27 protein-coding genes and 1 pseudogene are annotated in these 25,155 nt (G+C 60.7%); 23 read left to right on the top strand and 5 right to left on the bottom strand.

Annotated elements, in window-relative coordinates; genetic code table 11:
* Window positions 1-411: 411 nt before the first annotated feature.
* On the top strand, window positions 412-852 hold the full coding sequence (locus AC070A_RS31475; protein ID WP_246806013.1) for an ion channel: 441 nt from the start codon (window positions 412-414) through the stop codon (window positions 850-852).
* A gap of 340 nt (window positions 853-1,192) precedes the next feature.
* On the opposite strand, the pseudogene AC070A_RS31470 reads toward AC070A_RS31475, so the two are convergent.
* Window positions 1,193-1,390, bottom strand: a pseudogene (locus AC070A_RS31470) (Tn3 family transposase); the annotation flags it as partial.
* 15 nt (window positions 1,391-1,405) lie between these two features.
* Between AC070A_RS31470 and AC070A_RS31465 the strand changes: the two are divergent.
* Both AC070A_RS31465 and AC070A_RS31460 read left to right on the top strand, forming a co-directional pair.
* Entirely contained in the window at window positions 1,406-1,951 is a 546-nt protein-coding gene (locus tag AC070A_RS31465) for a class I SAM-dependent methyltransferase (RefSeq protein ID WP_492383617.1), read from the top strand.
* Window positions 1,948-2,121: a hypothetical protein gene (locus AC070A_RS31460; RefSeq protein ID WP_492383616.1), complete on the top strand. Its 174-nt coding sequence runs from the start codon at window positions 1,948-1,950 to the stop codon at window positions 2,119-2,121. Before AC070A_RS31465 ends, AC070A_RS31460 begins: the two co-directional genes overlap by 4 nt.
* Window positions 2,122-2,897: 776 nt before the next feature.
* Here AC070A_RS31460 and AC070A_RS31455 read toward each other — a convergent pair.
* From AC070A_RS31455 to AC070A_RS31445, 3 genes are all read right to left on the bottom strand, one after another.
* Entirely contained in the window at window positions 2,898-3,254 is a 357-nt protein-coding gene (locus tag AC070A_RS31455; RefSeq protein WP_057248406.1) for a type II toxin-antitoxin system HicB family antitoxin, read from the bottom strand.
* On the bottom strand, window positions 3,251-3,505 hold the full coding sequence (locus tag AC070A_RS31450; RefSeq protein ID WP_113736978.1) for a type II toxin-antitoxin system HicA family toxin: 255 nt from the start codon (window positions 3,503-3,505) through the stop codon (window positions 3,251-3,253). The genes AC070A_RS31455 and AC070A_RS31450 overlap by 4 nt, the downstream gene beginning before the upstream one ends.
* 256 nt (window positions 3,506-3,761) lie before the next feature.
* Window positions 3,762-4,229: an Lrp/AsnC family transcriptional regulator gene (locus tag AC070A_RS31445; RefSeq protein WP_492383615.1), complete on the bottom strand. Its 468-nt coding sequence runs from the start codon at window positions 4,227-4,229 to the stop codon at window positions 3,762-3,764.
* Between the two features lie 230 nt (window positions 4,230-4,459).
* Here AC070A_RS31445 and AC070A_RS31440 point away from each other — a divergent pair, with 230 nt between their 5' ends.
* From AC070A_RS31440 to AC070A_RS31390, 11 genes are all read left to right on the top strand, one after another.
* The gene (locus AC070A_RS31440) at window positions 4,460-5,521 is read left to right on the top strand and encodes a homoserine dehydrogenase (protein ID WP_113736977.1); all 1,062 of its coding nucleotides are present in this window, start codon (window positions 4,460-4,462) and stop codon (window positions 5,519-5,521) included.
* Complete coding sequence (locus AC070A_RS31435; RefSeq protein ID WP_113736976.1) at window positions 5,521-6,930, top strand: aldehyde dehydrogenase family protein; 1,410 nt, start codon at window positions 5,521-5,523, stop codon at window positions 6,928-6,930. Before AC070A_RS31440 ends, AC070A_RS31435 begins: the two co-directional genes overlap by 1 nt.
* A 128-nt stretch (window positions 6,931-7,058) precedes the next feature.
* A complete protein-coding gene (locus tag AC070A_RS31430; RefSeq protein ID WP_112996366.1) occupies window positions 7,059-7,838 on the top strand; it encodes an ABC transporter ATP-binding protein in 780 nt (259 codons plus the stop codon).
* Between the two features lie 41 nt (window positions 7,839-7,879).
* Complete coding sequence (locus AC070A_RS31425) at window positions 7,880-8,650, top strand: transporter substrate-binding domain-containing protein (RefSeq protein WP_057248400.1); 771 nt, start codon at window positions 7,880-7,882, stop codon at window positions 8,648-8,650.
* A 112-nt stretch (window positions 8,651-8,762) separates the two neighbouring features.
* Window positions 8,763-9,485: an ABC transporter permease gene (locus tag AC070A_RS31420; protein ID WP_113736975.1), complete on the top strand. Its 723-nt coding sequence runs from the start codon at window positions 8,763-8,765 to the stop codon at window positions 9,483-9,485.
* 11 nt (window positions 9,486-9,496) lie between these two features.
* Complete coding sequence (locus AC070A_RS31415; protein WP_057248398.1) at window positions 9,497-10,186, top strand: ABC transporter permease; 690 nt, start codon at window positions 9,497-9,499, stop codon at window positions 10,184-10,186.
* Between the two features lie 101 nt (window positions 10,187-10,287).
* Window positions 10,288-11,553, top strand: coding sequence for an aminotransferase class I/II-fold pyridoxal phosphate-dependent enzyme (locus tag AC070A_RS31410; protein WP_113736974.1), 1,266 nt, complete (start codon window positions 10,288-10,290; stop codon window positions 11,551-11,553).
* Window positions 11,554-11,566: 13 nt separating this feature from the next.
* Complete coding sequence (locus tag AC070A_RS31405; RefSeq protein ID WP_113736973.1) at window positions 11,567-12,958, top strand: aspartate ammonia-lyase; 1,392 nt, start codon at window positions 11,567-11,569, stop codon at window positions 12,956-12,958.
* Window positions 12,959-13,017: 59 nt separating this feature from the next.
* Window positions 13,018-13,764 carry a phosphotransferase gene (locus tag AC070A_RS31400; RefSeq protein WP_492383614.1) on the top strand — a complete coding sequence of 249 codons (747 nt, stop codon included), beginning with the start codon at window positions 13,018-13,020 and terminating at the stop codon, window positions 13,762-13,764.
* A complete protein-coding gene (locus tag AC070A_RS31395) occupies window positions 13,761-14,204 on the top strand; it encodes an Lrp/AsnC family transcriptional regulator (RefSeq protein ID WP_057248394.1) in 444 nt (147 codons plus the stop codon). The genes AC070A_RS31400 and AC070A_RS31395 overlap by 4 nt, the downstream gene beginning before the upstream one ends.
* Window positions 14,205-14,224: 20 nt before the next feature.
* Window positions 14,225-15,136 carry a homocysteine S-methyltransferase family protein gene (locus AC070A_RS31390; protein ID WP_113736971.1) on the top strand — a complete coding sequence of 304 codons (912 nt, stop codon included), beginning with the start codon at window positions 14,225-14,227 and terminating at the stop codon, window positions 15,134-15,136.
* 197 nt (window positions 15,137-15,333) lie between these two features.
* Here AC070A_RS31390 and AC070A_RS31385 read toward each other — a convergent pair whose 3' ends face one another.
* Window positions 15,334-16,362 carry a LacI family DNA-binding transcriptional regulator gene (locus AC070A_RS31385; protein ID WP_113736970.1) on the bottom strand — a complete coding sequence of 343 codons (1,029 nt, stop codon included), beginning with the start codon at window positions 16,360-16,362 and terminating at the stop codon, window positions 15,334-15,336.
* Between the two features lie 294 nt (window positions 16,363-16,656).
* Between AC070A_RS31385 and AC070A_RS31380 the strand changes: the two genes are divergently transcribed.
* The 9 genes from AC070A_RS31380 (at window position 16,657) to AC070A_RS31340 (ending at window position 24,996) form a co-directional block, all read left to right on the top strand.
* Window positions 16,657-17,679, top strand: a complete 1,023-nt coding sequence (locus AC070A_RS31380) for a sterol desaturase family protein (RefSeq protein ID WP_057248391.1) — start codon at window positions 16,657-16,659, stop codon at window positions 17,677-17,679.
* 118 nt (window positions 17,680-17,797) lie between these two features.
* Entirely contained in the window at window positions 17,798-18,772 is a 975-nt protein-coding gene (locus AC070A_RS31375; protein WP_113736969.1) for a substrate-binding domain-containing protein, read from the top strand.
* A 118-nt stretch (window positions 18,773-18,890) separates the two neighbouring features.
* Window positions 18,891-19,913, top strand: a complete 1,023-nt coding sequence (locus AC070A_RS31370; protein WP_113736981.1) for an ABC transporter permease — start codon at window positions 18,891-18,893, stop codon at window positions 19,911-19,913.
* A gap of 8 nt (window positions 19,914-19,921) precedes the next feature.
* Window positions 19,922-20,749, top strand: a complete 828-nt coding sequence (locus tag AC070A_RS31365) for a sugar ABC transporter ATP-binding protein (RefSeq protein ID WP_113736968.1) — start codon at window positions 19,922-19,924, stop codon at window positions 20,747-20,749.
* 56 nt (window positions 20,750-20,805) lie between these two features.
* The gene (locus AC070A_RS31360) at window positions 20,806-21,117 is read left to right on the top strand and encodes a MocE family 2Fe-2S type ferredoxin (protein WP_057248471.1); all 312 of its coding nucleotides are present in this window, start codon (window positions 20,806-20,808) and stop codon (window positions 21,115-21,117) included.
* Window positions 21,118-21,121: 4 nt separating this feature from the next.
* Entirely contained in the window at window positions 21,122-21,901 is a 780-nt protein-coding gene (locus AC070A_RS31355; protein ID WP_113736967.1) for a TIM barrel protein, read from the top strand.
* Window positions 21,902-21,906: 5 nt separating this feature from the next.
* Window positions 21,907-22,731: a 3-methyl-2-oxobutanoate hydroxymethyltransferase gene (locus tag AC070A_RS31350; RefSeq protein WP_113736966.1), complete on the top strand. Its 825-nt coding sequence runs from the start codon at window positions 21,907-21,909 to the stop codon at window positions 22,729-22,731.
* A gap of 18 nt (window positions 22,732-22,749) precedes the next feature.
* Complete coding sequence (iolG, locus tag AC070A_RS31345; RefSeq protein WP_113736965.1) at window positions 22,750-23,751, top strand: inositol 2-dehydrogenase; 1,002 nt, start codon at window positions 22,750-22,752, stop codon at window positions 23,749-23,751.
* 51 nt (window positions 23,752-23,802) lie between these two features.
* A complete protein-coding gene (locus AC070A_RS31340) occupies window positions 23,803-24,996 on the top strand; it encodes an NAD(P)/FAD-dependent oxidoreductase (RefSeq protein ID WP_492383612.1) in 1,194 nt (397 codons plus the stop codon).
* Window positions 24,997-25,155 lie beyond the last annotated feature (159 nt).

The raw sequence follows: 25,155 nt of genomic DNA, 5'->3' as shown, positions 1-25,155 counted from the left end.
TCGGCGGGCGCTGGCCGCAGATCCTGACAGCCGATGGAGACCCAGCCATGCCGTTGACGTTGCTGTTCAGAGTAACAGCATTCGGGAAGCAGTTTAGCCCTCGCTCCACACCCGGCGTTCACTGCGATGGTGACGTACAATGTGCTGGCCCAGCTTTCTGGCGATCCTCTTCGTCAAAGGCGGCCTGGTCGGCGAACTGCTGCTGCGCGCGGTCGTATTACACGCGGTGTTGGGACTGTTGCTCGTCCAGACGTAGTTGTCTTCGAACGATCGAGTTCTGTGATGGTCGCCACTACCCTGATCAGCGACGCCCCTGCAGACTGCCGCGCCTACGGATGGCAAACATCAAGGATGCAACGAGTGGAAGTCATCTCTACGCCAAAGCCCGTTCTGGAAATATTCGTCGGCACCTTGTTTTTGATCGTCGTCATCTTCGTGCACGGCGCCGGGATCCGGTCTATCAGTCGGCAGTTCAACGAATCTTGGGTGCACGTAACCAGCGCCACGCCGCATTGGCGGCTCAACATCATGCTGGCGGCGACAATCGCCGCTCTAGCGCTCCTGCATTTTGCGGAGACACTGATATGGGCGGTTCCCCTCTATGTGAAGGAGATTATTCCTTCGATGCGGGACAGCTACTACTACGTCCTGGAGAGCTACACCACGCTCGGCGAGGGCAGCGTCACTCTTCCAGACAGATGGCGGCTACTCGGCCCGATTATAGCAATGTCCGGCCTGTTCACCTTTGGTTGGACGGGGAGCGTGCTGGTCAGCATCATGACCGACTTCGGGAGGTTCGACCGACTGCAGGCAAGGCAGGAGCGTACAGACGAGGACAAGGCGGAGTCATGAGGCCGACGCCCTCGAAATGCCGCCTGCGGTCACATGTTGGAAATGGCATTCATCTCGTGGAATGTCCACGGTTCAAACTGAAAGGGGAACAGCGCGACGACCACGCCGCGAAAAATATGGACGGCGTCGATGAGCATTGCGACGCTCCAGTAGATGCCTCCTCATTCCCTGTCATCACGCGGGACATGGTGAAATATGCCAAGCCCGATCCAGACCTGTTTCTCGCGGCGGCGAGATGGTTGGCGGAATTGATCAGAGAGCAAGGGCCGGAGAGGCTGCGGAATTGAAATAGGTGCCTGCGATGCCAAGGGTCGTATCAGTCTTTCCCAATGTTCGCGAAGTAGAATTTCGATACCTGCTCCCTGCCATAATGCGGGTTGATGTCGCTGCGCCTAGATCTAGCGGCCCGGTCGCTGGCGCGGAAGAACTGGCCGTCGGAGGACGCGGTGGTTCCATCGCCCCAGAGTTGCGAGTACCGGGTTTGATCTGTCGTAGCCGATGCCAACCGACCTGCCACCTGACGAATAATAGCACCGCGCCAAGGACGAAAATTATGACGACGGACACCAGATTGAACGAACCGCGTGCTGAACGGAGACGTAAAGACTCCCGGCTCGAAAAATTGCTCTTCCGCCTCGAGGCCCAGCGCATCTGCCTCGAATGGGCCTTCCGAGAAATAGCCGGCCGGCCGGGCATTGTGTTCGAGATGGGCCTGGGTCACGGTCGCACCTACGACCACCTGCGCATCCACCTCCCCGAGCGCGAGATCTATGTGCTGGATCGCGAGATCGACTGTTTCGCCGACTGCACGCCGCCACAGAATTATTTGCTGCTCGGCGACATTGAGGACACGCTTGCTTCCGGAGCCACCCGCTTTGGCGGACAGGTCATCCTGGCACATGCGGATATGGGTTCGTATGTCGAAGCGAACAATATTGCGACAAGCGCCAAACTGAGCCGATGCCTCCCGGCGGTCCTTTCGCCACATGCCATCGTCCTGTCCGATTTGCCGCTCGAACTTGCGGGGACCCGTTCCCTACCGCGTCCACCGGGCGCGCCCAAAGACACGTATTTTCTCTACGTCAATGGGCCGCCGTGATCCGCCGGCCCCAACGGATTAAGCCACAACTCTCCCACGCGATGTTCTCGATCATCGACTTCTTCCCGACATTCGCAAAGCTTGCGGGCGGCAACGTGCCGGACGACCGGCCGTCGGACGGGATCCTGCTGCTCGGCGACAATGACGCGGACGTCGCGAACATTTGCTGACATTGGTCCGCTCTGATCTGATCGCCGTCCGCAGGAAGCAATTCCGGGCCTTTTTCGCCGACGTGGCGCCCGGCCGCAGCGGCCCTGGCGGCGCAACGCTGCTGGGCGGAGCGGGAAGCAGCGCCGCACCGATGAACGGCCATCCCCACTCGTGCCATTTAACGACAAATCGAGACGTCGAGATCCTCACCGTCATGCACGCTCACCAGCAATGGCCGCAGGTTCTCTAGTCACGACCAACAAAACGCGTCGGCGCGATGAGCGATGATCCGCTCATCAGCCTGCCCGTTACGGCAACGTGACCTATTCCCGGCTTCGTCCGAAAAGCACGGCGCTCATGCTACCCCACTCCCCGGGACATCATCACTGCTAGTCAAAATCAGACGGGAAGTGCAGGTTTTCGACGGAAAACTGGAAGCGATCAGCCCAATCTAGCGCGTCGGCGCGATGAGCGATGATCCGCTCATCAGCCTGCCCGTTACGGCAACGTGACCTATTCCCGGCTTCGTCCGAAAAGCACGGCGCTCATGCTACCCCACTCCCCGGGACATCATCACTGCTAGTCAAAATCAGACGGGAAGTGCAGGTATTCGACGGAAAACTGGAAGCGATCAGCCCAATCTTGGTTTCCAGCTGCGAATGATTCACATGACGATTGTGCCACGTGTTCCCGTTTTGTGCGTTCAGGATCGCATAATGTATCGACTGGAATGCCAGCCCTGCGAGGAAGCGAATGGCCGGAAATGAGTCTGTGGCCATCTGCGTCCAATGGGGCGCTACGCCGAAAGACGAGCCTCAGCGAAGTGCGCCGCGGCTTCTTCCAATGCCTCCTCGGCCCACTGATTGAGACTCTTTCCCGAAAGTTCTGCAGCCAGGGCAGCTCGGCGGTGCACTTCAGGAGCAACACGAAACATCATCTTGCCTGAATAGGGCCTCTGAGGCTCTTTGCCGATGCTCTTGCAGGCCTCGAGGTAATCATCGACAGCCTCATGGAACGCCTTCTTCAGTTCACCAACGCTGTCCCCGTGAAACCCGACTACGTCAGAAATGCCTGCAATCTTACCGAAGAACAGTTCGTCCTCCGCGTCGAATTCTATGCGAGCGTGATAACCATTGTAAGTCATAGTGTTCATGGTTCTACTCCAATTTGCGTCAGGAACTCGCGAGCATCGCGAACCTGATAACGCTTTGCCTCCTTGTCGGGATGAGGACGATGGAAGCTCGCGATTATGCCGTCCTTTTCGAACTTAACGCGAGAGCCGTTTCCTTCGATGACGTTCGCGCCGGCAGCCACAAGCAGGTTTTCTATAGCGGCCCACTCAATGGCTCCCGAGACCGGATCTCTGAATACCGCCGCGAGGGTCTTTTTCTGCTTGCTGTTCATGCTAGCAAATATAGTGGTGCTTGCTATTTCTGCAAGCGTTATTTCCGATGCTGATGCGACTGCGGCGCATTGGTCCGCGTGTTGGGGCCTTCGTGTCCGCAGTTCGATGGGTTCGACCTCTACCTGCGCACCCGTTACGCTGCTAAGGTCCGTGCGTTCGTCGCTTTCCTGGTAGAAAAGAGGCGACAGGCAAATACCCAGCGTGCTGAAAGCGGCCCAATGTGAGAACGCTTCAGGCCATGCTCGCGCCCCCGAGTTAATCCGCAATCGGGACGTACATGCCGGTCTTGATATCCTTCAAGACGACATTGGTGTGAATGCGCTTGATCTGAGGGTTTTCGGACATCAGGTTGGCCGTAATCTCGTCGTACTGGCCTACGTCGCGCGCAGTGATTATGGCGATAAGGTCGACTGCGCCGGTCACATAATAGACCTGCTGAATGTGCTCTTGCTTCGCCAACCACACTCGAAATTTTGATAGGGCGTCGTAGTTTTCGCGTTCGATTTCCATTCCGGCAATGAACGTCATTGGGTTCCCGACCACCTTGCGATCGACGATCGCAATCTCTGCGGTAATGATGCCGGTGTCGCGCATCCGCTTCAGGCGACGCTGCACGGCGGAGGCCGAAAGGCCGACGATGTCGCCGATTGCTTCGGCTTTCATCTGACAATCGACTTGAATGAAGCTCAAGATCTTGCGGTCAAAGTCGTCGATCAAATCCATGGTGTCATCTCTGCTCAAGTGCCTGGCGGACATTATGCACGGGGGCGTGCGACGAAGGTGCCGATTTCTGCCGGCTTTGAGGCCTTCTCCTTGCCGCTCGGTTTGCGTGGATTCTGCGCATTTGTCACTGCTGCGTTGCATTGCGGCCTATTGTTTGGCCGTTTCGCAATCTTCCTTCTGCCGGTCCCGGTCGTCATGCTCTCCCCCATCGCCCATGATGAGGAACCGACATGGTACAGTACAACATAGCTCTTATTGGATTCGGCGGGGTCAATCGCGCCCTTGCCCAGCTTGTGGCCGAGCGAAACGACCTCTGGCAGTCGGAGCTCGGTTTTCGACTGAACATCCTTGCGGTTACAGACCTCAACCTCGGTTCGGTCATTTCGCAAAACGGCATCGATCCGCGCATGCTCGTCGAAACAAAATTCGAAAAGGGGGGCTTTGCCCGCCTTTCCGGCGGATCGGCCGAGGCTGACAATGAAAAGGTCATCCGGCAGGCCCCCGCCGGAATCGTCGCTGAAGCCACCTTCACCAATCCTCAAAATGGCGAACCGGCCGTTTCCCACTGCCGCTGGGCGCTCGAGAGCGGCAAACATGTCGTGACCACTAATAAAGGCCCGGTGGCGCTCGCCGCTCACGAGCTTGTGGCCCTTGCCCGCCGCAACAACGTTCACTTTGAATACGAAGGGGCGGTGATGAGCGGCACGCCCGTCATCCGCCTAGCCAAGAATACGCTTTCCGGCGCCGGACTGAGCGCTTTTCAAGGCGTTCTAAACGGTACGTCGAACTTCGTCCTCGGTCGCATGGAGGCCGGGCTCGGCTTCGCGCAGGCAGTGCAAGAGGCGCAGGCGCTCGGATACGCCGAGGCAGACCCGACCGCAGATGTCGAAGGATACGACGTCCGACTAAAGGTGGTCATCTTGGCAAATGAACTGCTGGGCGCCGCGCTCAAGCCTTCCGACGTCTCGTGCCGGGGGATTTCGTCGCTCACCGCGGCCGACATCCAGGCTGCAGCCAAGGACGGATGCCGCTGGAAACTGATCGGCTCGGCGGCTCGCCGAAAGGATGGGGAAATCGAAGCGTCCGTGGCACCGCGCCGACTGGACCTCGACCATCCGCTCTGCGCGGTGAACGGCGCCACCAACGCCGTTTCCTTCACTACGGACCTCCTCGGCGCCGTGACGGTTACCGGACCGGGCGCTGGCCGCGTCGAAACCGCCTATGCCCTCCTCTCCGACATCATTGCCATCCACCGCGGGTCACGCGGCAGCCTGGCGAAGGAGGCCGCTTGATGGTCAGCCCGAAGCTTCAGATCGCATCGAGTGCGGAGGAGATCACCGTTCTCAATCCTTTTGACGGCGCGATTGTCGGAACCGTTGTGGCCAGCAGCCCGGACGATGTCGGTTCGCTCCTGGCCCGCGCGAGACGCGGGGCCGCGCAAGCGCGGGCGCTGCCCCGGCACCACCGCGCCGCCATTCTGGAAAAGGCGGCACGGCTCATTGAGGGGCGGCGTGAGGATTTCGCACGCACCATCGTTTGCGAAGCCGGCAAAACCATCGTTCAGGCGCGCAAGGAGACGTTGCGCTGCGTGAACACGTTGAAGCTCTCTGCAGAAGAGGCGAGGCGAAACGCCGGCGAGATCGTTCCTTTCGACGCCTATGCCGGTTCTGAGGCGCGCCAGGGATGGTTCACGCGCGAACCGCTCGGTGTCATCGCAGCCATCACGCCCTACAATGATCCGCTGAACTTGGTCGCCCACAAGCTTGGTCCGGCTATCGCCGGTGGCAATGCCGTCGTGTTGAAGCCCTCGGAGCTGACACCGTTTTCGGCGCTCAAGCTGGTCGATGCGCTGGCTGAAGCAGGCTTGCCGGCCGGGATCGTCACTGTTGCCATTGGCGGTGCGGATCTCGGGCGCGCCATCGTGTCGGCAAGGGAGGTGCGGATGGTTTCCTTTACCGGCGGTTTTGCGACCGGCGAGGCGATCACTCGCTCCGCCGGACTGAAGAAGCTCGCAATGGATCTCGGTGGCAACGCTCCGGTCATCGTCATGGCAGACAGCACGCTCGACAAGGCGGTGGAGGGCTGCATCTCGGGCGCTTTCTGGGCGGCCGGCCAGAACTGTATCGGCACGCAACGCATCCTCGTACAGACCGCCTGTTATGATCGTTTCCGCGAGGCCTTCGTAGTGGGTGTGGCCGGGCTTCGCTGCGGGGACCCGGACCGTGAGGAGACGGATGTCGGCCCAATGATTTCGGCGGCTGCGGCCGAACGGGCGGAAGCGGCGGTCCAGCATGCGCTCGATGCTGGCGCGACGCTCCTGTGCGGCCACCGGCGCGAGGGTGCGCTTTACCATCCGACGGTGCTTGAAGCCGTGGCGCACGACACCCCCCTTTGGCGGGAAGAGGCATTCGCACCGGTGGTGATACTCGAGCGCTTTGATACGCTGGCGGAGGCAATCAGCATGGCGAATGAACCAGACTATAGCCTGCACGCCGGCATCTTTACCAGCAGCCTGGCAGATGCACTAGAGGCCGCCGCCGGCATCGAGGCCGGCGGCGTCATGATCAACGATTCCTCGGACTATCGCTTCGACGCCATGCCGTTTGGCGGCTTCAAGCATGGCAGCATGGGGCGCGAAGGCGTGCGCTTCGCATACGAAGACATGACTCAGCCGAAGGTGATCTGCATCAATCGGAATTGATGCGGAGAAAACGCTAGCCATCGCCAAAATCTGCGGAAATGCGCTTCATATACAGATAACTGCGCGGCAAAGCCGCGCACGCGATCGCTAAACTGCACCGCAACAAGCCACGAAAAGTGGGGGAACGCATGAAAACGGACATCTCCTGCGCGCTGCGCGTCGACGACGTATACAAGAGCTATGGCACGCACGAGGTGCTCAAGGGCATCTCGCTTGCTGCAAGGAAGGGCGATGTTATTTCCCTGATCGGCTCGTCTGGATCCGGCAAGAGCACGTTCCTGCGCTGCATAAACTTTCTTGAGATCCCCGATCGGGGCCGCTTCGTTATCAACGGCGAAGAGGTTCTCATGAAGACGGGATCGGACGGTCGCGCCCATCCCGCCAACCGGCGTCAGGTGGAGCGTCTACGCACCGGCCTCGGCATGGTTTTCCAGAGCTTCAATCTCTGGGCGCACATGACAGTGCTGGAAAATGTCATCGAAGCGCCCGTTCATGTCCTCGGCATGGGGCGCAAGGAGGCAGTCGAGAAGGCTGAAGCACTCCTGCAGAAGGTCGGCCTCTACGAGAAGCGCAATGTCTATCCGGCTTTCATGTCGGGTGGCCAGCAGCAACGCGCCTCGATTGCAAGGGCGCTGTGTGTCGATCCGTCGGTGATGCTGTTTGACGAGCCGACATCCGCACTCGATCCGGAACTCGTCGGCGAAGTGCTGAAGGTCATTCGCGACCTCGCCGAAGAAGGCCGGACGATGCTGCTCGTAACCCACGAGATGAAGTTTGCCCGAGACGTCTCCAGCCACGTGATGTTTCTGCACCAGGGCCGCGTCGAGGAAGAGGGCCGACCGGAACAGATTTTCGGCGCTCCGGCCAGCGCCCGATGCCGCGAGTTCACAAGCTCGTCCCGCCACTGAACGTGCGCGACCGCCAATCATAAGAGAGAAAGGGAACCTACATGAAGACCGCATCCTTCCTTGTCGCCGGCACGATCCTTATCGCCTCTGCCGGCAGCGCAGCCGCCGACGTGCGATTTGGCATCATGAACGAAGCTTACCCGCCGTTCTTTACAAAGGACGCGACCGGCAAATGGGTGGGCTGGGAAATCGAACTGATGGATGCCGTCTGCGCCGAAATGAAGGAAACGTGCTCGGTCGTGGACATGTCGTGGGACGGACTGATCCCCGGTCTTCAGTCGCGAAAGTTCGACGTCATCTGGTCGTCCATGTCGATTACCGATGAACGCAGCAAGACGATCGCCTTCACCAACAAGTATTATAATACACCGAGCAAATTGATCGGCGCGCAGGACGGCAGGGGCGGCACCAGCGTCGACGACATCGCCGGCAAGACCGTCGGCATCCAGGTGTCCACGATCCAGACGGAATACTACAAGAAGCACTATGCGAGCGTGGCGTCCGAGAAGACCTATGCCACGCTCGACGAGGCGTTCCAGGATCTCGCTGTCGGTCGTGTGGACTACGTCTTCGGCGATTCCATTCCGCTGATGACCTTCCTGCAGTCGGACTTCGGCAAGGATTGCTGCGAGGACAAGGGCAACGTGAAGGACGATCCGCAGGTCCTTGGGCAGGGTATTGGTGGTGGCTTGCGAAAGGACGATGCCGAGCTGCTCGCGAAGCTGAACGCTGCAATCGCCGCCGTTCGAGCCAACGGTACATATGCCGCAATCTCCAAGAAGTATTTCGACTTCGATCCCTACGGCGAATGATTGAAGCGGAGGGGCGTCAACGTGGCGCCCCTTCAGCTCACTCCGGACGATACTCCCTCAAAAAGAACAGTGTGCGAGCCGCAGCGACTCGGACGCCGAGGAACCATTTCCTATGCCGACAAGTCTATCCATTCTGGAACTGCTTTCTCCCTATCCGCCAGGATGGGGCGGGGTGCTGCTTCAAGGCGCGGCCTCGACTATCCTGATTTCGCTTGGCGCGTACCTGCTCGGCATCATGATCGGGTTTGTGGGTGCGGCAGGAAAACTCAAGGGCAGCCGCCCGGTGTCCGCCGTGCTTGATTTCTATACGACGGCCGTTCGTGCCATTCCGGAACTGATCCTCATCATTGGCCTCTACTACGCCGGAACCGACGGCATCAACAGACTGCTATCCTCATTCGCTTTGCCGCCGATCGAGATTAACGGCTTCTTCGCCGCCGTTGTCGTGCTCGGGATCGTTCAGGGCGCGTATATGACCGAGGTATTGCGCGGCGCGATCCTCGCTGTTCCGACCGGCCAGATCGAAGCTGCCAATGCCTTCGGCATGCGACCTTGGCTGCGGTTCCGCAGGATAGTTCTGCCGGCGTTGATGCCGAACGCTCTACCGGGACTGGCCAATCTATGGATGTCGGTCACCAAAGATAGCGCCCTGGTCGCCGTGGTCGGTTATCAGGAGCTGGCGCTTGCCACGCGCCTGGCCGCAGGCAACACCAAACATTACTTCCTGTTCTTCTTCGCCGCAGCCTTGATCTACCTGGCAATCACGCTCGTCTCCAACGTCATGTTCAGCAGTCTGGAAAGCTATTTCCGGCGCGGTCAGCCAAAAGCAGCCTGAAGGGACGGACTATGGATTTCTCATGGGTTTCCAACTACTGGCCGCTGATCGTAGCCGGCGCCACACAGACCGTGTTGCTGCTCGTGATCTCCGTCGGCTTCGGCTTCGTCTTGGCGATCGGCCTTGCGCTCGCGCAGGTGAGCGGTCCGCATTGGCTGCGCTGGGTAGCCAAAAGCTACTGCACGTGTTTACGAGGCACGCCCCTGCTCATTCAATTGTGGCTGCTCTACTACGGTATCGGGTCGCTGCTCCCGATGATCCCGGGGCTGCGCTCGAGCTTCCTTTGGCCGATCGTGCGCGAGGGGTTCTTCTTCGCGGCGGTGAGCTTCACGCTGAACTATGCAGCTTACGAGGCTGAGGTGCTGCGTGGTGCGCTGCTCGCAGTCCCGAAGGGCGAGCTGGAAGCCGGACAGGCCTTTGGCATGGGCCGATGGACATTGTTGCGACGCATATGGCTGCCGAGGGCGATCCGTATCGCGCTCCCAACAATCACTGGTGAGGTAGTTCTGCAACTCAAGGCGACGCCGCTCGCCTTCACCGTCACGGTGATGGATCTCTACGCCGTCGCCTACAAGATCAGGCAGGACACGCTCCTGGTCTACGAGCCGCTTGTCGTCGTCACGCTCTTCTACGTCTGCCTCACCATCCTCATCACGCGCGCCTTTCGGGTCGTCGAGATGCAGGTGCCGATACGGCGTTGAAGCTCGGAGCGCACTCCAAATCCGATGTTCAAAGGATCGATGGCGCCGCCCGTAAGGCCATTTCCTGGAAACCTCCGGGACCCAAATCGCAGGAGGACGCGATGACTATCTCGAAACTTTCAGACCTGCCAACGCACGGGCCCAACATGAGGGCGCCTGGCGCAAGGGCAGATCTCAGCCGCGACACGCTGGCGCTGAGCGCCGGGCTTGTCATCGATCCGTCGACCAAGGCGATCGCCCCAAATATCTCCATGTCTGTCAACAACCTGCTTGAACCGGGCAACGGAGCCTTTTCCGCAGATGGCGTCGATGATCTGACGGCTCTGCCATTTCTTTACGCGCGCTGGACCAACCCGACGGTTCGCCAGCTTGAAAAGCGGCTCGCCGCCTTGGAAGGGGCCGACGACGCGGTTGCGACGGCAACGGGCGTGGCAGCCATCGGCGCCACGTTTCTCAGTTTCCTGAAAAAGGGTGACCACTTGATCCTCAGCGACGTCTGCTATGCAGGCGCCAACGAACTTGCACGGCGCATCCTGCCGGATTACGGCATCGAGGTCACGCCGGTGAACATGGCACGTCCTCAAGATGTGGCGGCCGCCTTCCGCCCCAACACGAAGCTCGTCCATTGCGAAAGTCCGTGCAATCCGATCCTGCGCCTGACCGATCTCGGGGCTATTGCCGCACTCGCCAGAAAGCATGGCGCACTGATGTCGGTCGATTCAACGCTTGCGACCCCCGTCGCCACGCAGCCGCTACTGCTGGGGGTTGACCTGGTCATCCATTCTCTCACGAAATTCATCAACGGCCATGGCGATGCCCTGGGCGGGGTTGTCTGCGGCCGTAAGGAACTGGTGGAGAAAATTCGCTCGCGCGCCGGCGTTTACCTTGGCGCATCGATGCCTGCGATGAACGCCTGGCTCATTTTGCGCGGCATCGACACACTGTTTCCCCGCATTCGGACGATCTCCGAGTCCGCTTCAAAGATCGCGGCCTTCCTCCAAGACCATCCTTCGGTCGTGGCCGTGACTTATCCGGGGCTTGCCTCCCATCCGCAACATGAGCTGGCGAAGCGCCAGATGGACGTGTTCGGCGGCATCGTGACCTTTCAAGTGAAGGATCCGGGGAGGATGGCCCAGCAACTCGCCGGGCGCCTCAAGATTGCCCACTATGCCTTTTCACTCGGCCACCAGCGCTCGATCGTCGTGCTGCTCGAAACGGATGAAATGATGAAGTCCACCTACCAGCTTACCGGTGAACAGCTCGAGGACTATTGCCGCTTTGCTGGCGACGGCGTGTTCCGCCTGTCGGTCGGTCTCGAAGCGACAGACGACCTAATCGATGACCTTGATCAGGCCATTTCCGAGTGAGGCAGGGCTGACCATGACAAAAATGCGCATCGAAACCGATCATCTTGGCCGACGGGAACTGCCGGCTGATGCCATGATCGGCATCCATACGCGCCGAGCAACGGAGAACTTCGACGTTTCCGGCATCCGGCTCCAGGATTTCCCCGAGTTCATCCGCTCGCTGGCAATGGTCAAGAAGGCCGCTGCGGCGACCAATCGGGAGCTGGGCCTTATCGATCCTGCGATTGCGCAGGCCATCGATCGGGCGTGCGACAGGCTGATCACCGGGGAAATCCTTGCGCCGCATTTTCCTATCGACATGATGCAGGGTGGGGCGGGGACCTCGACCAACATGAACGTCAACGAGGTCATCGCCAATCTGGCGCTTGAGGCGCTGGGGCGGCCGGTCGGCAGCTACGAGGTGGTCAATCCGAACGATCACGTGAACCTGAGCCAATCGACCAACGACGTCTACCCGACCGCCATCCGGCTGACCGTGTTGCGGGAAGGCGAAGTGCTGGTCGCGGCGTTGCAGGCCTTGGTCACTGCCTTGCGGTCGAAGGGCGACACCTTCGCAGGCATCGTCAAGGTGGGCAGGACGCAGCTTCAGGATGCTGTCCCGATGCTCCTCGGCCAGGAGTTCGAAGCTTTTGCTGAGACGCTGGAGGAGGACGTCGCGCATTTTCTGGGCACGGCTGAATTGATGCGCGAGGTCAATCTCGGTGGCACGGCGATTGGTACCGGCGTCAACGCGCCGCCTGGGTTCTCGGCGGCGATCTGCGCGCACCTTTCCATGATGTCCGGGATTGCGGTGAGGCCAGCGCGAAATCTGGTCGAGGCGACATCCGACACGGGCGCGTTCGTGACGCTTTCGGGGGCGCTGAAGCGCACAGCGGTGAAGCTCTCCAAGATCTGCAATGACCTTCGCCTGCTGTCGAGCGGTCCGCGCGCCGGTTTCGGTGAGATTCGGCTCCCGGCCCTCCAGGCCGGCTCCTCAATCATGCCGGGCAAGGTCAATCCGGTGATCCCCGAAATGGTAAACCAGATTGGCTTTCAGGTGATCGGCAACGACCTGACGGTCACACTTGCTGCCAGCGCCGGCCAGCTTCAGCTTAACGCAATGGAACCGGTCATCGTGCTCAACATCCTGCAGTCGCTGCGGCTTTTGGTGAGAGGCCTTGACGCGCTTCGTACCCGGTGCATCGACGGGATAGAGGCGGATGCCAAACGTTGTCAGGCGCTTTACGACGGGTCCCTCGTCCTTGCTGCCGCTCTCAATCCCTTCGTCGGATACGCAAAGGCCACTGCCTTTGCCGACCGGGCGCTCGCAGAAGGCATCCCGCTGCGCGAGGCGGTCGAGCGCGACAGCGGGCTGAGTGCTGCCCAGATCGACGCGATTTTCGGCGCTGGTGTCGTCAAAAGCTGAAGGGACGGACAATGGCTGTTTTTACAGATCTATCGGAGGCCGAATGCAATCAGATCGCGATGGCCTATCGCCTTGGGCGCCTGACCTCGGTGATCGGCATTGCCGATGGCGATGCGGAGACCACCTTCCTTTTCCGTTCCGAGCGCGGTGAGTTCATCATTACCCTGTTCGAGAGCTTCGCCGACCCGTTTGATCTTGAGCGCGCGTTCCGTACGATGGAGACGCTTGCTGCCGCTGGCGTTCCCTGTCCCGCGACCTTCCGCACGGATGCGGGTGCGGCAACGATCACCGTGTCGGGCAAGCTCGTCGCGGTTGTTGGTTTTGTGCCCGGGGCGCGGGCAAGTGAGATCACCACCGGCAAGTGCCACGCACTGGGTATCTGCGTCGCGCGGATACACCAGACGCTGAGGCGCGCAGTGGAGGCAGTGTCGGACGAGTTGCCAAGTGGAGCTGTTCACGGCGCTATCAATCGCGACAACGTGTTCTTTCTCGACGGAGAGGTGAGTGGTGTCATCAATTTTCGACTGCGGCGCGACGACGTTCTGATCACCGAACTCGCCCAGGTGCTGCTGCATTGGACCGCGAAGGCAAACGGTGCGCTCGACAGGACGCTCGCCGGCGCGCTACTGACCGGCTATACAGAAGTTCGTAGCCTCAGCGAGCTAGAGCAACAGGCCTTGCCGGGCTTCACCATGGCGGCCGCGGCGATCTCGTTTGCGCAGTGTGGCAGGTTTGCCGAACTCGAAGACGCCGCGCAATGCGCCTTCCGGTCTGCGAAGGTCGTTGTCGAGGAGATGCGGTCATGAAGCGCATCCTCGATCGGGCGGACGAGCGCATTCTCGCCGAGTTGACCCGCAACGCCCGGATCCCCCATGCGGAGTTGGCCGAGAAGGTGAACCTTTCGCGCAATGCCGTGCGCCAAAGGATCGAGCGACTGGAGCGAGATAGCCTCATCCTGGGGTACACGATCGTCGCAGGCGAGGGAAAGCCGCGCACCGCGGGGGTCACCGCACTGATGTTTGTCTACCGTCATGACCGCATGCGCGGTGGTGAGGTTATCCAGGCACTCAAGCGCTTGCCGGAGGTCGTCTCCTGCGACGTCATCAGCGGCGAGTTCGACCTCGTTGTTCGGGTCGAGGCGAGTGCGACGGACCGCATCCGTGAAATCTGGCAGGAAGTGTCCGTCCTGCCCGGTGTTCGGGACACGCTGACGGCATTCGCATTGTCCTCGATGATCAAGCGCTGACCGGGATGGGAAGGAAATCCATGAAATCCGTAAGAATCCTCGACGGCGGCATGAGCCGCGAGCTTGTCCGCCTCGGTGCGCACCTCAGGCAACCGGAGTGGTCTGCACTCGCGCTGATTGAGAGCCCGGCGATCGTTCGGCGCGTGCATGAGGAGTTCATTGCCGCAGGCGCCGACATCATCACCACCAACAGTTACGCGCTGGTACCGTTCCACATTGGCGAGGAGCGGTTCCGCCTAGAGGGCCGCAGGCTGATGTCCCTTGCCGGACGTCTGGCGCGTGAGGCGGCCGACGTGAGTGTGGACCGAACGGTGCTCGTCGCCGGATCGTTGCCGCCGATTTTTGGCTCCTACGAGCCGCAGCGCTTCATGCCGGACCGCGTGCACGACTACCTCGGCGCGCTGGTTGAGGAACTCTCGCCGTCGGTGGATGTCTGGCTCGGAGAAACCCTCAGCTTGGTGGCTGAAGCCGAAGCGGTGCGGATCGCGGTGGCCGGCACCAGCAGACCGCTCTGGATATCATTCACGCTCGATGACGAACCGGGTGCCGAGCGCAGGCCGGCAGCGCTACGCTCCGGCGAAAGCGTGGAGGAGGCCGCGCGCTGGATCGCCGGATCTGGTGCGGCAGCACTGCTCTTCAATTGCAGCCGCCCTGAAGTCATGCGGCGCGCCGTCGAAGAGGCGGCCTCCGTTTTTGCGCAGGAACGGTGCACCATCGAGATCGGTGTTTATGCCAATGCGCTCGCCACTGAGGAGCAAGGCGCAGCAAACGAGACACTTCATGCGGTTCGCAACGACTTGTCTGTCGACGGCTACTCCAGCTTCGCCTGTGAATGGGCAGAGAGCGGCGCGACGATCATCGGTGGCTGCTGCGGTGTCGGGGCATCGCACATCCGTTGCGTCTCTGCCCGGTTCAAGGTGGGTGAAAGATAGCCTTCCTTTTCGGAGTGCATGGATCACCGGGTCGATTCCCCTCAAGGCGACAGATTCGTGGTTGGCCTCCGAGGCTCTCAGTCACTTTGTCCGCATCGAAATCTGGGCAGCGTCCTGAAGTGCACGCTCTAATCTCAGTACGGCAGATAATGCGTCGTGAGGAACCGCGCTAGGACAATTGCTTGCATGGTGCGTTTTCAGAGGTTCTCGCGCGTGTACATCTCGAAAGGGACAATTTTCGTGTAGCTCGCTTTCGCGCCCTCCGACGCGACGGCAGCGATCATGCGTTTGATCGCCTCGTTGGCGAGACGTTCCAGGGGGTGGGCAATCGACAGCGTCAGAGCACCATCGAGTAGGGCGCTCTTGACGTTGTCCATGAGTTCGTAGCCGACGACAACCAGAGTGCCGGCCCGTCCGGTCGTACGAAGGGCGGCAAGCACTCCGCTGATGCCGCCGCCCGCCACGTAGAGGCCGGCAAGATCGGGATGCTGGTCCAACAATCGTTCAGTCATTTCCTGCGCAACCGCGGAGGATTCGAAGGTCGACAGCGGCTCAAGCAGCAGGAATTGGGGAGCGTGTTCCCTAAAATACGAGCGGAAGCCGGTTTCGTTCATCTCCTGATTCCGGTAGCGCGGATTGCCCATCAGCAGGCCAATCTTGCCGGGCCTCTTGCAGATGTGGTCGAAGGTCCAGGCCGCAGTGCGGCCGACTTTCCAGTTGTCGAGCCCGATGTAATGGATCTGACCAGTTGCCGCGAGCTGCGAGATCAATGCAAAGACCGGTATCCCTCGGCCCTGGATTTCTTCAAGCGCTTGAGTGACGACAGGATGCACCGCGGTGGTGATGCAGAGCGCGTCGCATTCGCTGGCGAGTGTCAAGGCACGCTCCGCGGTGTTCTGCGGCGCCAGGTCTTCGAGATGCTCGATCCTCAATTCGACCTCGACCGCCTCGACTGCAGCTGCGGCTTGCGACAAGGCGCGTGCCACGAGTTGGTAAAAGGGACGATGCGGCTGAAGAAGGATCACGCCAAAACGGTACTTCGGGCGCGCGGCGGCATTGCGCGCCTGGATCGCACCCAAGCCGTAAAAGCCGATGCTCTCGGCGGCCGCCTGAACCTTTTCCCGCGTAGCCGTCCGGACATTTTCCGCGCCTGATAGAACCCGGTTCGCGGTGGCAATCGACACGCCCGCCGTTTCTGCGAGATCGCGGATCGTCGGTCTCTTCATTGGCCCCCGTGATATAAAATGTATCATTTCGTCTAGGAAATGAGATGAATGACACGATCATCTAATGAGAGACAATTGCGCCTTGATTTAACACCCGTCAAGTTGCCATTGTTCGTTTCAGAGATTGGCGTGTGGGGAAAACAGAAGCCCAAACGCCTGGGAGAGAAATGCAATCGACATCGCGGGATTCTGTGCTTTGGGCCTTCGCCCGAAGAGAGCAGCTCTGTGCCCGGAGTAAACGTCGATGCCTTTTCTTCCTTGCGAGCAGCAAGACGCTTGTCGGGAGGCATGACGATGGATGATCTTAATTACGGAACCCGTAACAAGCGCGGCGACTGGGCGCCCAACGGGCGCATCGAGGTTGCGCCGTTCTGGGCCTGGCCCCCGAAGATTCCGTCCGTTCTCAGATGGTTGCCTGAATATATCTGGCCGTGGAACGCCTTCCACATGGCAACGGCGCTCCTCTACTGGTTCTATGTCGTTCCGGATGTCGAGGTGATGAAGGCGCTGGACTGGCAATGGGCGCTGTGGCTCTACGCGGTGAACGCGGCTGCGATCTTCGTCTTCTACGGTTCGGTCGAGCTCTTTTTCTACGTGAAGCGCAAACAGGGCAACCGCTTCAAATACAATGTGAAATTTCCAAGCGAGCAGCCGTCGGACGTCTTCTGGTTCAAGAGCCAGAACATCGACAACTTCCTGCGCTCGTTCTTTTTTTCGATACCGCTGTGGACGCTGGTCGAGGTGTTGTTCCTCTGGGTCTTTGCCAACGGCTGGGTGCCGTGGCTGAGCTGGTCAGAAAATCCGTACTACCTCGCGTTTCTCGTTGCGGCAGCCCCCATGATCCACGAGGTGCATTTCTTCATTATCCACCGGCTGATCCACTGGGGCCCGCTCTATCGCTGGATCCACTCCGTCCACCACAATTCGGTGAACCCTTCGCCGTGGTCCTCGCTCTCCATGCATCCGGTCGAGGGCTTCCTCTACCATGCCGTGGCCTTCTGGCACCTAGTGATCCCCTCCAATCCGATCGTGGCGATGTTCCAGCTTCATATCGCCGGCTTCGGAGCGGTCAACGGGCACATCGGTTTCGACAAGCTCGAGGTTACGGAAGAGACCCCGCTCGATACCCATGCCTACGCTCACTACCTGCACCACAAGTACTTCGAGGTGAACTATGGCGGGGACGGTCTCATCCCGCTCGATAAGTGGTGCGGCACCTGGCACGACGGCACCAAGGATGGCGACGTCCAGATGCAGGCGCGCTTCGCCAAGAAGAAAGAGCGCATGAACGCCAAGACGGCGCGTGCGAACTCATGAGTTCACCAAGGCCTGGGGGCTCCGCGAGGAGGCGGCCCCCCAAGGCCGAAGGGTCGCAGGGACCCGGATTTCTAGCATTTTAACCCGCCAACCGGCGCAAACGGGGGAGGAAAACCCGATGACAATGCTGACCACCATGACGAAGGCCTTCGCGGCTTCGGTTGCGATCTGTCTCACCGCAAGCGTTGCGCTCGCCGCCGACATCGCCGTTGTCGGCGGAAAGACCGATGATGCTTTCTGGAGCAAAATCAAGAAGGGGGTCGACGATGCCCGCTTCGTGGTCGAAACCAACGGCGGCAAGGTCACCTATCTGCAGCTCCAGACCTACGACAACCTCGGACCGGATGCGGCAGGCTTGGTGCGCACAGCCATCAGCCAGGGCGTCACCGGTCTCGTCGTGCCCAATTGGGTGCCCGAAGCCGAGGACGAGGCGATCAAAGCTGCCGCCGACAGCGGCATCAAGATCATCCTCATGAATGCCGGTTCGCTCGACAAGGCGAAGGAACTCGGCGCGATCAACTACGTTGGTTCGGACGAGTATCTCGCCGGTATCGCGGGCGGGGAGTACTTCGGCAAAAGCGGCCAGAAGAATGTGCTCTGTGTCAACACGCTTCCGGGCAGCGCCAACCAGGAAGCCCGCTGCAAGGGCGTGATCGACGGGATCACCAAGGCCGGCGGAACCGGCAAGCAGTTGCCGCTTCCAGCAACGAGTTTTGGCGATCCCACCGCCATCGCCGAAGCGATCAAGGCGACGCTGACGCAGGACGGCACGATCGACGGCGTCATCACCATTGGTGCCGGTGACGCGGACGCGGCGGCGAGCGGCATCCAGCAGGCCGGCAAGGTCGAGAGCGTCAAGCTTGGCTCCTTCGACTTCAACGAGGCCGGCCTCGACCGCATCAAAAATAACGCACAACTCTTTGCCGTCGACCAGCAGCCGTATCTTCAGTCACTGCTTTCAGTCTCGCTGCTCGCGTCTCACATCGACTTCGGCACGGATCTTCCGGTCAAGCCCGTTCTGACCGGTCCCGGGATCGTCGATGCATCGAACATCGAGTCGACGCTCTCCGGCGTCTCCAAGGGCGCACGCTAACCCGAGCGCTCGCCGGCCGCTCCCTGCACCTCCTCCAGGGAGCGGCCCCGTTACAACACGGCAAAGCCGGGAAGGGGAAACCATCATGAACTCGAAAACCGCAAGCCAACCACTCGCCATGGGGCAAACGTCAACATCTTCTAACGTCTCCGGCTTTTCCGTCGGCGGACTTTTCCGCAGACCGGAAGCCGGCGCCTTTCTCGGCCTGTTCGGCGTCTTCGCCTTCTTCCTCGTCTTTGGAAGCATCGATTTCCTGAAGCCGGCGGGTGCCGCAAGCTGGCTGAACGTCGCGGCCAATCTTGGCATCGTCGCCTTCCCGATCGGTCTTCTGATGATCGCCGGTGAACTGGACATTTCCATCGGCTCGATGATCCCAGCCGGCTCCATGACGGTCGCAATCATCTCAGGCTACTACGAGCTGCCGATCTGGCTCGGAATAGCTGCCTCGCTCGCTCTCGGCGTCTTTGTCGGTCTGGTGAACGGGATCCTCGTGGTCCGCACCAATGTGCCGTCGCTGATCGTCACGCTCGGAACCCTCTTTGCGGTTGCAGGCCTCGTTCTTGGACTGTCGGTTCTCCTCACAGGAACCACCAGTGTCGCCCTCAAGGCGCCCGCGCTCGCGAAGTTCCTCTTCGGCCAGTTCGTCGCCAACACCTTCCAGGTGATCATCTTTTGGTGGCTGGCACTGACGGCGCTCTATGTCTACGTGGTTCACTACTCGCCCTGGGGCAACTGGATCTTCGCCATGGGCGGCGACAAGATCAGCGCGCGCAATGCCGGCATCCCGACGGCTCGTCTGACGATTGCACTCTTCGTGTTGTCGTCCACCAGCGCCGCCTTTGTCGGCATGTGCCAGGCGATACTCTTCAATTCCGCTCAGGTCTCGGCCGGCATGTCCTTCATCTTCAACTCGATCATTTCGGTGGTCGTCGGCGGCGTGCTGCTCACCGGTGGCTTCGGCTCCATCATCGGCATCTTCTTCGGCACGATCACCTTCGCCGTCGTCAACCAAGGTATCTATTTCACGTCCTTCGACCGCAACTGGTCGAGCCTCATCATCGGCGTGATGCTGCTTCTGGCCGTGCTGATGAACAACACCTTCCGCAGCATGGCGCTCTCCTACTCGCCGAAGAAGAAGTGAGGTCCGACATGTCCGCGCCCATCCTCAAGCTCAGAAACATCTGCAAGTCCTTCGGTCCGATCGATGTCCTCAACGACATCTCGCTCGACATCTGTCCTGGCGAAGTGCTGTGCCTGCTCGGCGACAATGGCGCCGGCAAGTCCACGCTAATCAAGACGCTTTCAGGCGTCTACCGCCCGACATCCGGCACGATGGAGATGGACGGCAAGGCCGTCGAGTTCAACGGCCCGCGCGACGCCAGCAGCCGCGGCATCGCGACGGTTCACCAGTTCGGCGGCACGTTCCCGCTAATGAGCATCGGTCGCAGCTTCTTCGTCGGCGTGGAGCCGACCAGAAGCTGGGGGCCATTCAAGGTATTCGACCGGAAGAAGGCAAACGAGATAGCCATCCATGCCATCCAGGACTTCGGGATCACCCGGATCGATGACGGCGACCGGCTGGTCGGTGGCCTTTCAGGCGGGGAGCGGCAATCGCTCGCCATTGCCCGTGCCGTCCATTTCGGCGCGAAGGTCCTGATCCTCGACGAGCCGACCGCCGCCCTGGGGGTGAAACAGGCTACCCATGTGCTCAGGATCGTCAACGAGGCAAAACGCCGGGGCCTCGCCGTCGTCTTCATCACCCATCAGGTCATGCACGCGATGGCCGTGGGTGACCACTTCGCGGTGCTGATCCGCGGCGCGATCGCCGCCGATTTCCGCAAGGGCGAGAAGACGCGCGAGGAAATCACCGACCTGATGGCGGGAGGCGAGACCATGGCGGAACTCGAAGCCCAGATCGACGGCTACATGACCGCCCATGACGGGCACGCGCCCCAGATTGCCGGTGCGGCGGTCTAGCCGGCCGCACTCCGAAGAACCGAAACGCACAAAATGAAATGCCAAAGGATGAAGACATGGGGACTTGGACCCGCGCCTGCGCAACCGACGATGTCGAGCTTGAGGATTTGCTCCGTTTCGATCACGGCGGACGCTCATTTCTGGTGATCCGCAGCCCGGAAGACGAGTTCTTCTGCATCGACGGGATCTGCACGCATGAACGGGTGCACCTTGCCGATGGCCTCGTCATGGACGGCATCATCGAATGCCCGAAGCATAACGCGCATTTTGACTACAAGACCGGCGAGGCGACGCGCGCGCCTGCCTGCATCAACCTCAAGTCTTGGCCGGTAAAGGTCGAGAACGGCGACGTATTCGTAGAGATCTGACGATATGACACAGTTTGCATTGGCCGCTTGCGCGGAAATGATCTGGCGGGATCGCTCCATCGAATGGAGGGCCTCGCGTCTCAAGGAAATGGGTTTTGGCGTCGGCCTATGGAACTGGCCGGACCACGATCTGGCGAAACTGGAGGCCACCGGCGCCACGTTCACCATCATGAACGGCTATCTCCGCGGGAGGCTCACCGATGACGACGGAGCGGCCGAACTCCTTGAAACCGCACGAGAGACGGCCCGGATCGGAAAGAGGCTTGGTGTGCAGCGTCTCAATCTGCACGGGACCGGCCTTGGCGAGGCTGGGCTCCCAGTCCAGCCCATCGAGGTGGTAACAGGGGCGATGTGGCTGAAGGCGCGCGACACGCTTTGCCGTGTCGTCGACATGGCAGAGGAAGAGAGCGTCACCTTCACGCTCGAGAACCTCAACCTTCCCGTCGACCATCCGGGCGTACCCTTCGGTCGGGCCGAGGACACTTTGGCATTGGTCGCGAGCGTCAATCACCCGCGTCTGCGTCTCAATCTCGACCTCTACCATGCCCAGATCGGCGAGGGGAACCTGATCGAACTCTGCCGCAAGTGCCTGCCCTTTATCGGCGAAATCCAGGTGGCCGATGTGCCTGGCCGCTTTGAGCCCGGAACCGGTGAGGTCAACTGGAAGGGCATCGCCACGGCTCTAAAAGCCATGGGTTACGCCGGACCGGTTGGCATGGAGGCTTTTGCCTCCGGCGATCCGGAACTCGCGCTTGAATCCTTCCGCAACGCGTTCACGGTGTAACTTCGATGGTCCACAAGAATACCCGTCCGACTGTAGCCGACATCCGCGCCATGAAGGCGCGCGGCGAAAAGATCTCCATGCTTTACGTCACGACGCTCGAGGAAGCGGCGGCGGCCGATGCCGCCGGGATCCACATGCTCTCGATCGAAGGGCGCTTCTTTTCGCCCGAAATGCGCGAGGCGGCGGGCCGATGCTTCGTGCAGGTTGGTCTGCCCTACGGCGGCTGGGGCAAGTTCGAGGGCCGCCCGCTTGCAACGGCTGACGACTATCTGCGTGCCGCCTTTCACTTTTCTGCCATGGGCGGCGACTGCTTCTACTGCGCCGCCTCGCTCGAAATTCAGAAGGTGCTCTGCGACAACCATGTGCCGGTCGTGGCCCACGTCGGGCTCATCCCATCCTACATCACGTGGACTGGCTTCCGTGCGGTCGGCAAGTCGGCGGCCGAGGCGGTCAAGGTCTTCCGTCACGTCAAGCAACTCGAAGCCATCGGTTGCTTCGGCGCGGAGCTGGAGGTCGTGCCGGACAGGGTCGGTGAGCTGGTCTCGAAAAACACCTCGATGATCATGCTCGGCATGGGCGCCGGTCCGGGAGCCGATGCCCAATATCTCTTCGCCGAGGATGTGCTTGGCCATACCAATGGCCATAGGCCGCGCCACGCCAAGACCTATCGCAATTTCTCGGCCGAATTCGAGCGGTTGCAGAAGGAGCGCGTCGCTGCGTTCCGCGAGTTCATCGATGACGTCAACAAGGGCGTCTATCCCCAGCCCCAGCACAACGTCGCAATCACCGACACCGAATTGACCGCATTCAAGACCGAACTCGGTCTTTGATCAGTAAAGGAAAATCAAATGCTTAAAGTTGGCCTTCTCGGCGCGGGTCGCATCGCCTGCGTACACGCAACGGCGATCTCCAGCCATTCCGGCAGCAGACTTGTTGCCGTATCCGACATCAACATGGCCGCTGCCGAAAAGATCGCCACCCAATACGGCGCTGAGGCGCGCGACACGGCGGCTATTCTGGGTGATCCGTCGATCGATGCCGTGCTGATCGCCACGTCGACTGACACCCATTCCGATCTCATTGAAAAGGCAACGGCCGCTGGAAAGGCCGTCCTTTGCGAAAAGCCGGTTGATCTCAGCCTCGCGCGGGCGCAGGCCTGCCAGAAGGCGGTTTCGTCCACCGGTCGGCCCGTCATGATCGGTTTCAATCGCCGGTTCGATCCTAGTTTTTCGGCGCTCAAAAGGGCAACTGATGCAGGCGAAATCGGCAAGGCGGAACTTCTGTCGATCACCTCCTTCGACCCCGCGCCACCGCCTGTCGCCTATATCAAGGTCTCCGGCGGTCTCTTCCGGGACATGATGATCCACGATTTCGACATGGCGAATTTCATCATGGGTACACCACCGGTCACTGTTACCGCGGTCGGTTCGTCCATCGTCGATTCAGATATCGGTTCGGCAGGCGATGTCGACACGGCTGTGGTGACGCTCACCTACGCCGATGGCCGCATCGCTGTCATCAAGAACAGCCGCCGCGCCATTTACGGTTACGACCAGCGCCTTGAGTTGCTTGGCTCCAAGGGGCTACTGCAGGCCCAGAACATGCTCGAAAACACCGTCGTGAAGTCGACAACCGAGGGCGTGACCGGCGCAAAGCCGACCTATTTCTTCCTCGAGCGCTATATGCCCGCCTATGCGGCGGAATGGGCAGCATTCGTCGAAGCGGTGGGCGGCTCCAAACCGCTGCCTGTGACGTTGGAAGATGGCGTCGCCGCCTTGGCAATGGCGGAGGCAGCCACGTTGTCTGTAAAAATGGGTGCCCCCGTTTCGCTTCGATCCGTTCTCGGCTGAGCCCCTGACCTTAAGCGGTCTTCGGGCCGCTTCCTCATGATGGAAAACGCAATGACGCACCATGTGATCATCGGCGCGGGCGAAGCCGGCTTGCGCGCTGCTGCAGCCTTGCGAGACGCGGGCGAGAGGCACGTAACCCTCGTCGGTGGCGAGCATATGCCGTCCTACGACCGGCCGGCCCTCTCCAAGCCCGACGGCGAAACGGGCCTTTTTCATCGCCCGATCGCGGTCGACCTTGCCGGATTGGAGGTCGTGCTCGGGCGAACCGCGAAGGGGATCGACCGGGAAACGAAAGCGGTCATCCTGACGACGGGAGAACGCCTGGCCTACGACCGTCTGCTGCTTGCGACGGGGGCGAGGCCGCGGCGGTTGGCCTGCGATCCCGCAGGTCATGCCTTGATGCTGCGCACCCTTGGCGACGCCGAGGCGATCTACGGCAAGGCGGACGCCGGGGGTAGCGCCATCCTCGTCGGCGCAGGCCTCATCGGTCTGGAACTGGCGGCGGAATTGACCCGCCGCGGTATGACGGTTCGTGTTCTGGAGGCCGGACCACGGGCGCTTGGTCGAGGCGTGCCCGCCGAAATCGCCGACGTGATTGTGAGCCGTCATCGCCGCTCCGGTGTGACGTTTGACTTCGACGTCCGTATCGAGCGCGTAGAACACAAGTCCGTGGTGCTCGCTGACGGTGCGCGGATCGAAGCGGATCTCGTGGTCGCTGCCGTCGGCATCGAACCGGAGGTTGGTCTTGCTGTTTCGGCCGGGCTTGCATGCGCCAATGGGATCGAGGTCAATTCCCGGCTCGTGACGTCGGATCCTTCGATCTTCGCGGCGGGGGACTGCGCAGTAATCGACCATCCACGCTACGGCCGCACACGGTTCGAAACCTGGCGAAACGCATGCGACCAAGGCGCCCACGCCGCCAAAGCGATGCTCGGGGAGGCCGCAAGTTTCGAGACACTACCATGGTTCTGGTCGGATCATTTCGATCTCGGCCTGCAGGCCGTCGGCTTGCATGACCCGTCACGGCGGTCCGCGCGCCGCGACTTGGCCGATGGCGGTTGGCTGCGTTTCGAGCTGGACGAAAACCACGTTCTTCAGGCGGCGGCAGGCATAGGGCCTGGAACCTCCGTCTCCCGTGACATCCGTCTCGCCGAGAAGCTGATCGAGAGGGGCGCTTTCTGCGCTCCCGAGGCGCTCGCCGATCCGGGCTTAGGATTGAAATCGCTTTTGAAGGTTGCGGCATGATGGACACCGTTTCGGACCACCATATAGACGGCAAACACTTCGCCGCGCAGCTCAGAGCCAAGATCGCAGCCGAGGTATCCGAGCTACAGCGTAAACTCATAAAATTTCTTGGCATTTATCGGCCGCCGTGATTCAAGGCTTCGAAATAGGGAAGCATTT

It is taken from the genome of Ensifer sp. GW101-20A05 (assembly GCF_059424735.1).
Note: the sequence above shows the minus strand (reverse complement) of the source record. Positions and strands in the feature narration are given on the sequence as shown.

Coding starts and splice junctions, on each gene's coding strand:
- AC070A_RS31465 (WP_492383617.1), top strand. CDS start 1,406: ATGACGACGGACACCAGATTGAACGAACCGCGTGCTGAACGGAGACGT.
- AC070A_RS31455 (WP_057248406.1), bottom strand. CDS start 3,254: ATGAACACTATGACTTACAATGGTTATCACGCTCGCATAGAATTCGAC.
- AC070A_RS31450 (WP_113736978.1), bottom strand. CDS start 3,505: ATGAACAGCAAGCAGAAAAAGACCCTCGCGGCGGTATTCAGAGATCCG.
- AC070A_RS31445 (WP_492383615.1), bottom strand. CDS start 4,229: ATGGATTTGATCGACGACTTTGACCGCAAGATCTTGAGCTTCATTCAA.
- AC070A_RS31440 (WP_113736977.1), top strand. CDS start 4,460: ATGGTACAGTACAACATAGCTCTTATTGGATTCGGCGGGGTCAATCGC.
- AC070A_RS31435 (WP_113736976.1), top strand. CDS start 5,521: ATGGTCAGCCCGAAGCTTCAGATCGCATCGAGTGCGGAGGAGATCACC.
- AC070A_RS31430 (WP_112996366.1), top strand. CDS start 7,059: ATGAAAACGGACATCTCCTGCGCGCTGCGCGTCGACGACGTATACAAG.
- AC070A_RS31425 (WP_057248400.1), top strand. CDS start 7,880: ATGAAGACCGCATCCTTCCTTGTCGCCGGCACGATCCTTATCGCCTCT.
- AC070A_RS31420 (WP_113736975.1), top strand. CDS start 8,763: ATGCCGACAAGTCTATCCATTCTGGAACTGCTTTCTCCCTATCCGCCA.
- AC070A_RS31415 (WP_057248398.1), top strand. CDS start 9,497: ATGGATTTCTCATGGGTTTCCAACTACTGGCCGCTGATCGTAGCCGGC.
- AC070A_RS31410 (WP_113736974.1), top strand. CDS start 10,288: ATGACTATCTCGAAACTTTCAGACCTGCCAACGCACGGGCCCAACATG.
- AC070A_RS31405 (WP_113736973.1), top strand. CDS start 11,567: ATGACAAAAATGCGCATCGAAACCGATCATCTTGGCCGACGGGAACTG.
- AC070A_RS31400 (WP_492383614.1), top strand. CDS start 13,018: ATGGCCTATCGCCTTGGGCGCCTGACCTCGGTGATCGGCATTGCCGAT.
- AC070A_RS31395 (WP_057248394.1), top strand. CDS start 13,761: ATGAAGCGCATCCTCGATCGGGCGGACGAGCGCATTCTCGCCGAGTTG.
- AC070A_RS31390 (WP_113736971.1), top strand. CDS start 14,225: ATGAAATCCGTAAGAATCCTCGACGGCGGCATGAGCCGCGAGCTTGTC.
- AC070A_RS31385 (WP_113736970.1), bottom strand. CDS start 16,362: ATGAAGAGACCGACGATCCGCGATCTCGCAGAAACGGCGGGCGTGTCG.
- AC070A_RS31380 (WP_057248391.1), top strand. CDS start 16,657: ATGGATGATCTTAATTACGGAACCCGTAACAAGCGCGGCGACTGGGCG.
- AC070A_RS31375 (WP_113736969.1), top strand. CDS start 17,798: ATGACAATGCTGACCACCATGACGAAGGCCTTCGCGGCTTCGGTTGCG.
- AC070A_RS31370 (WP_113736981.1), top strand. CDS start 18,891: ATGGGGCAAACGTCAACATCTTCTAACGTCTCCGGCTTTTCCGTCGGC.
- AC070A_RS31365 (WP_113736968.1), top strand. CDS start 19,922: ATGTCCGCGCCCATCCTCAAGCTCAGAAACATCTGCAAGTCCTTCGGT.
- AC070A_RS31360 (WP_057248471.1), top strand. CDS start 20,806: ATGGGGACTTGGACCCGCGCCTGCGCAACCGACGATGTCGAGCTTGAG.
- AC070A_RS31355 (WP_113736967.1), top strand. CDS start 21,122: ATGACACAGTTTGCATTGGCCGCTTGCGCGGAAATGATCTGGCGGGAT.
- AC070A_RS31350 (WP_113736966.1), top strand. CDS start 21,907: ATGGTCCACAAGAATACCCGTCCGACTGTAGCCGACATCCGCGCCATG.
- iolG (WP_113736965.1), top strand. CDS start 22,750: ATGCTTAAAGTTGGCCTTCTCGGCGCGGGTCGCATCGCCTGCGTACAC.
- AC070A_RS31340 (WP_492383612.1), top strand. CDS start 23,803: ATGACGCACCATGTGATCATCGGCGCGGGCGAAGCCGGCTTGCGCGCT.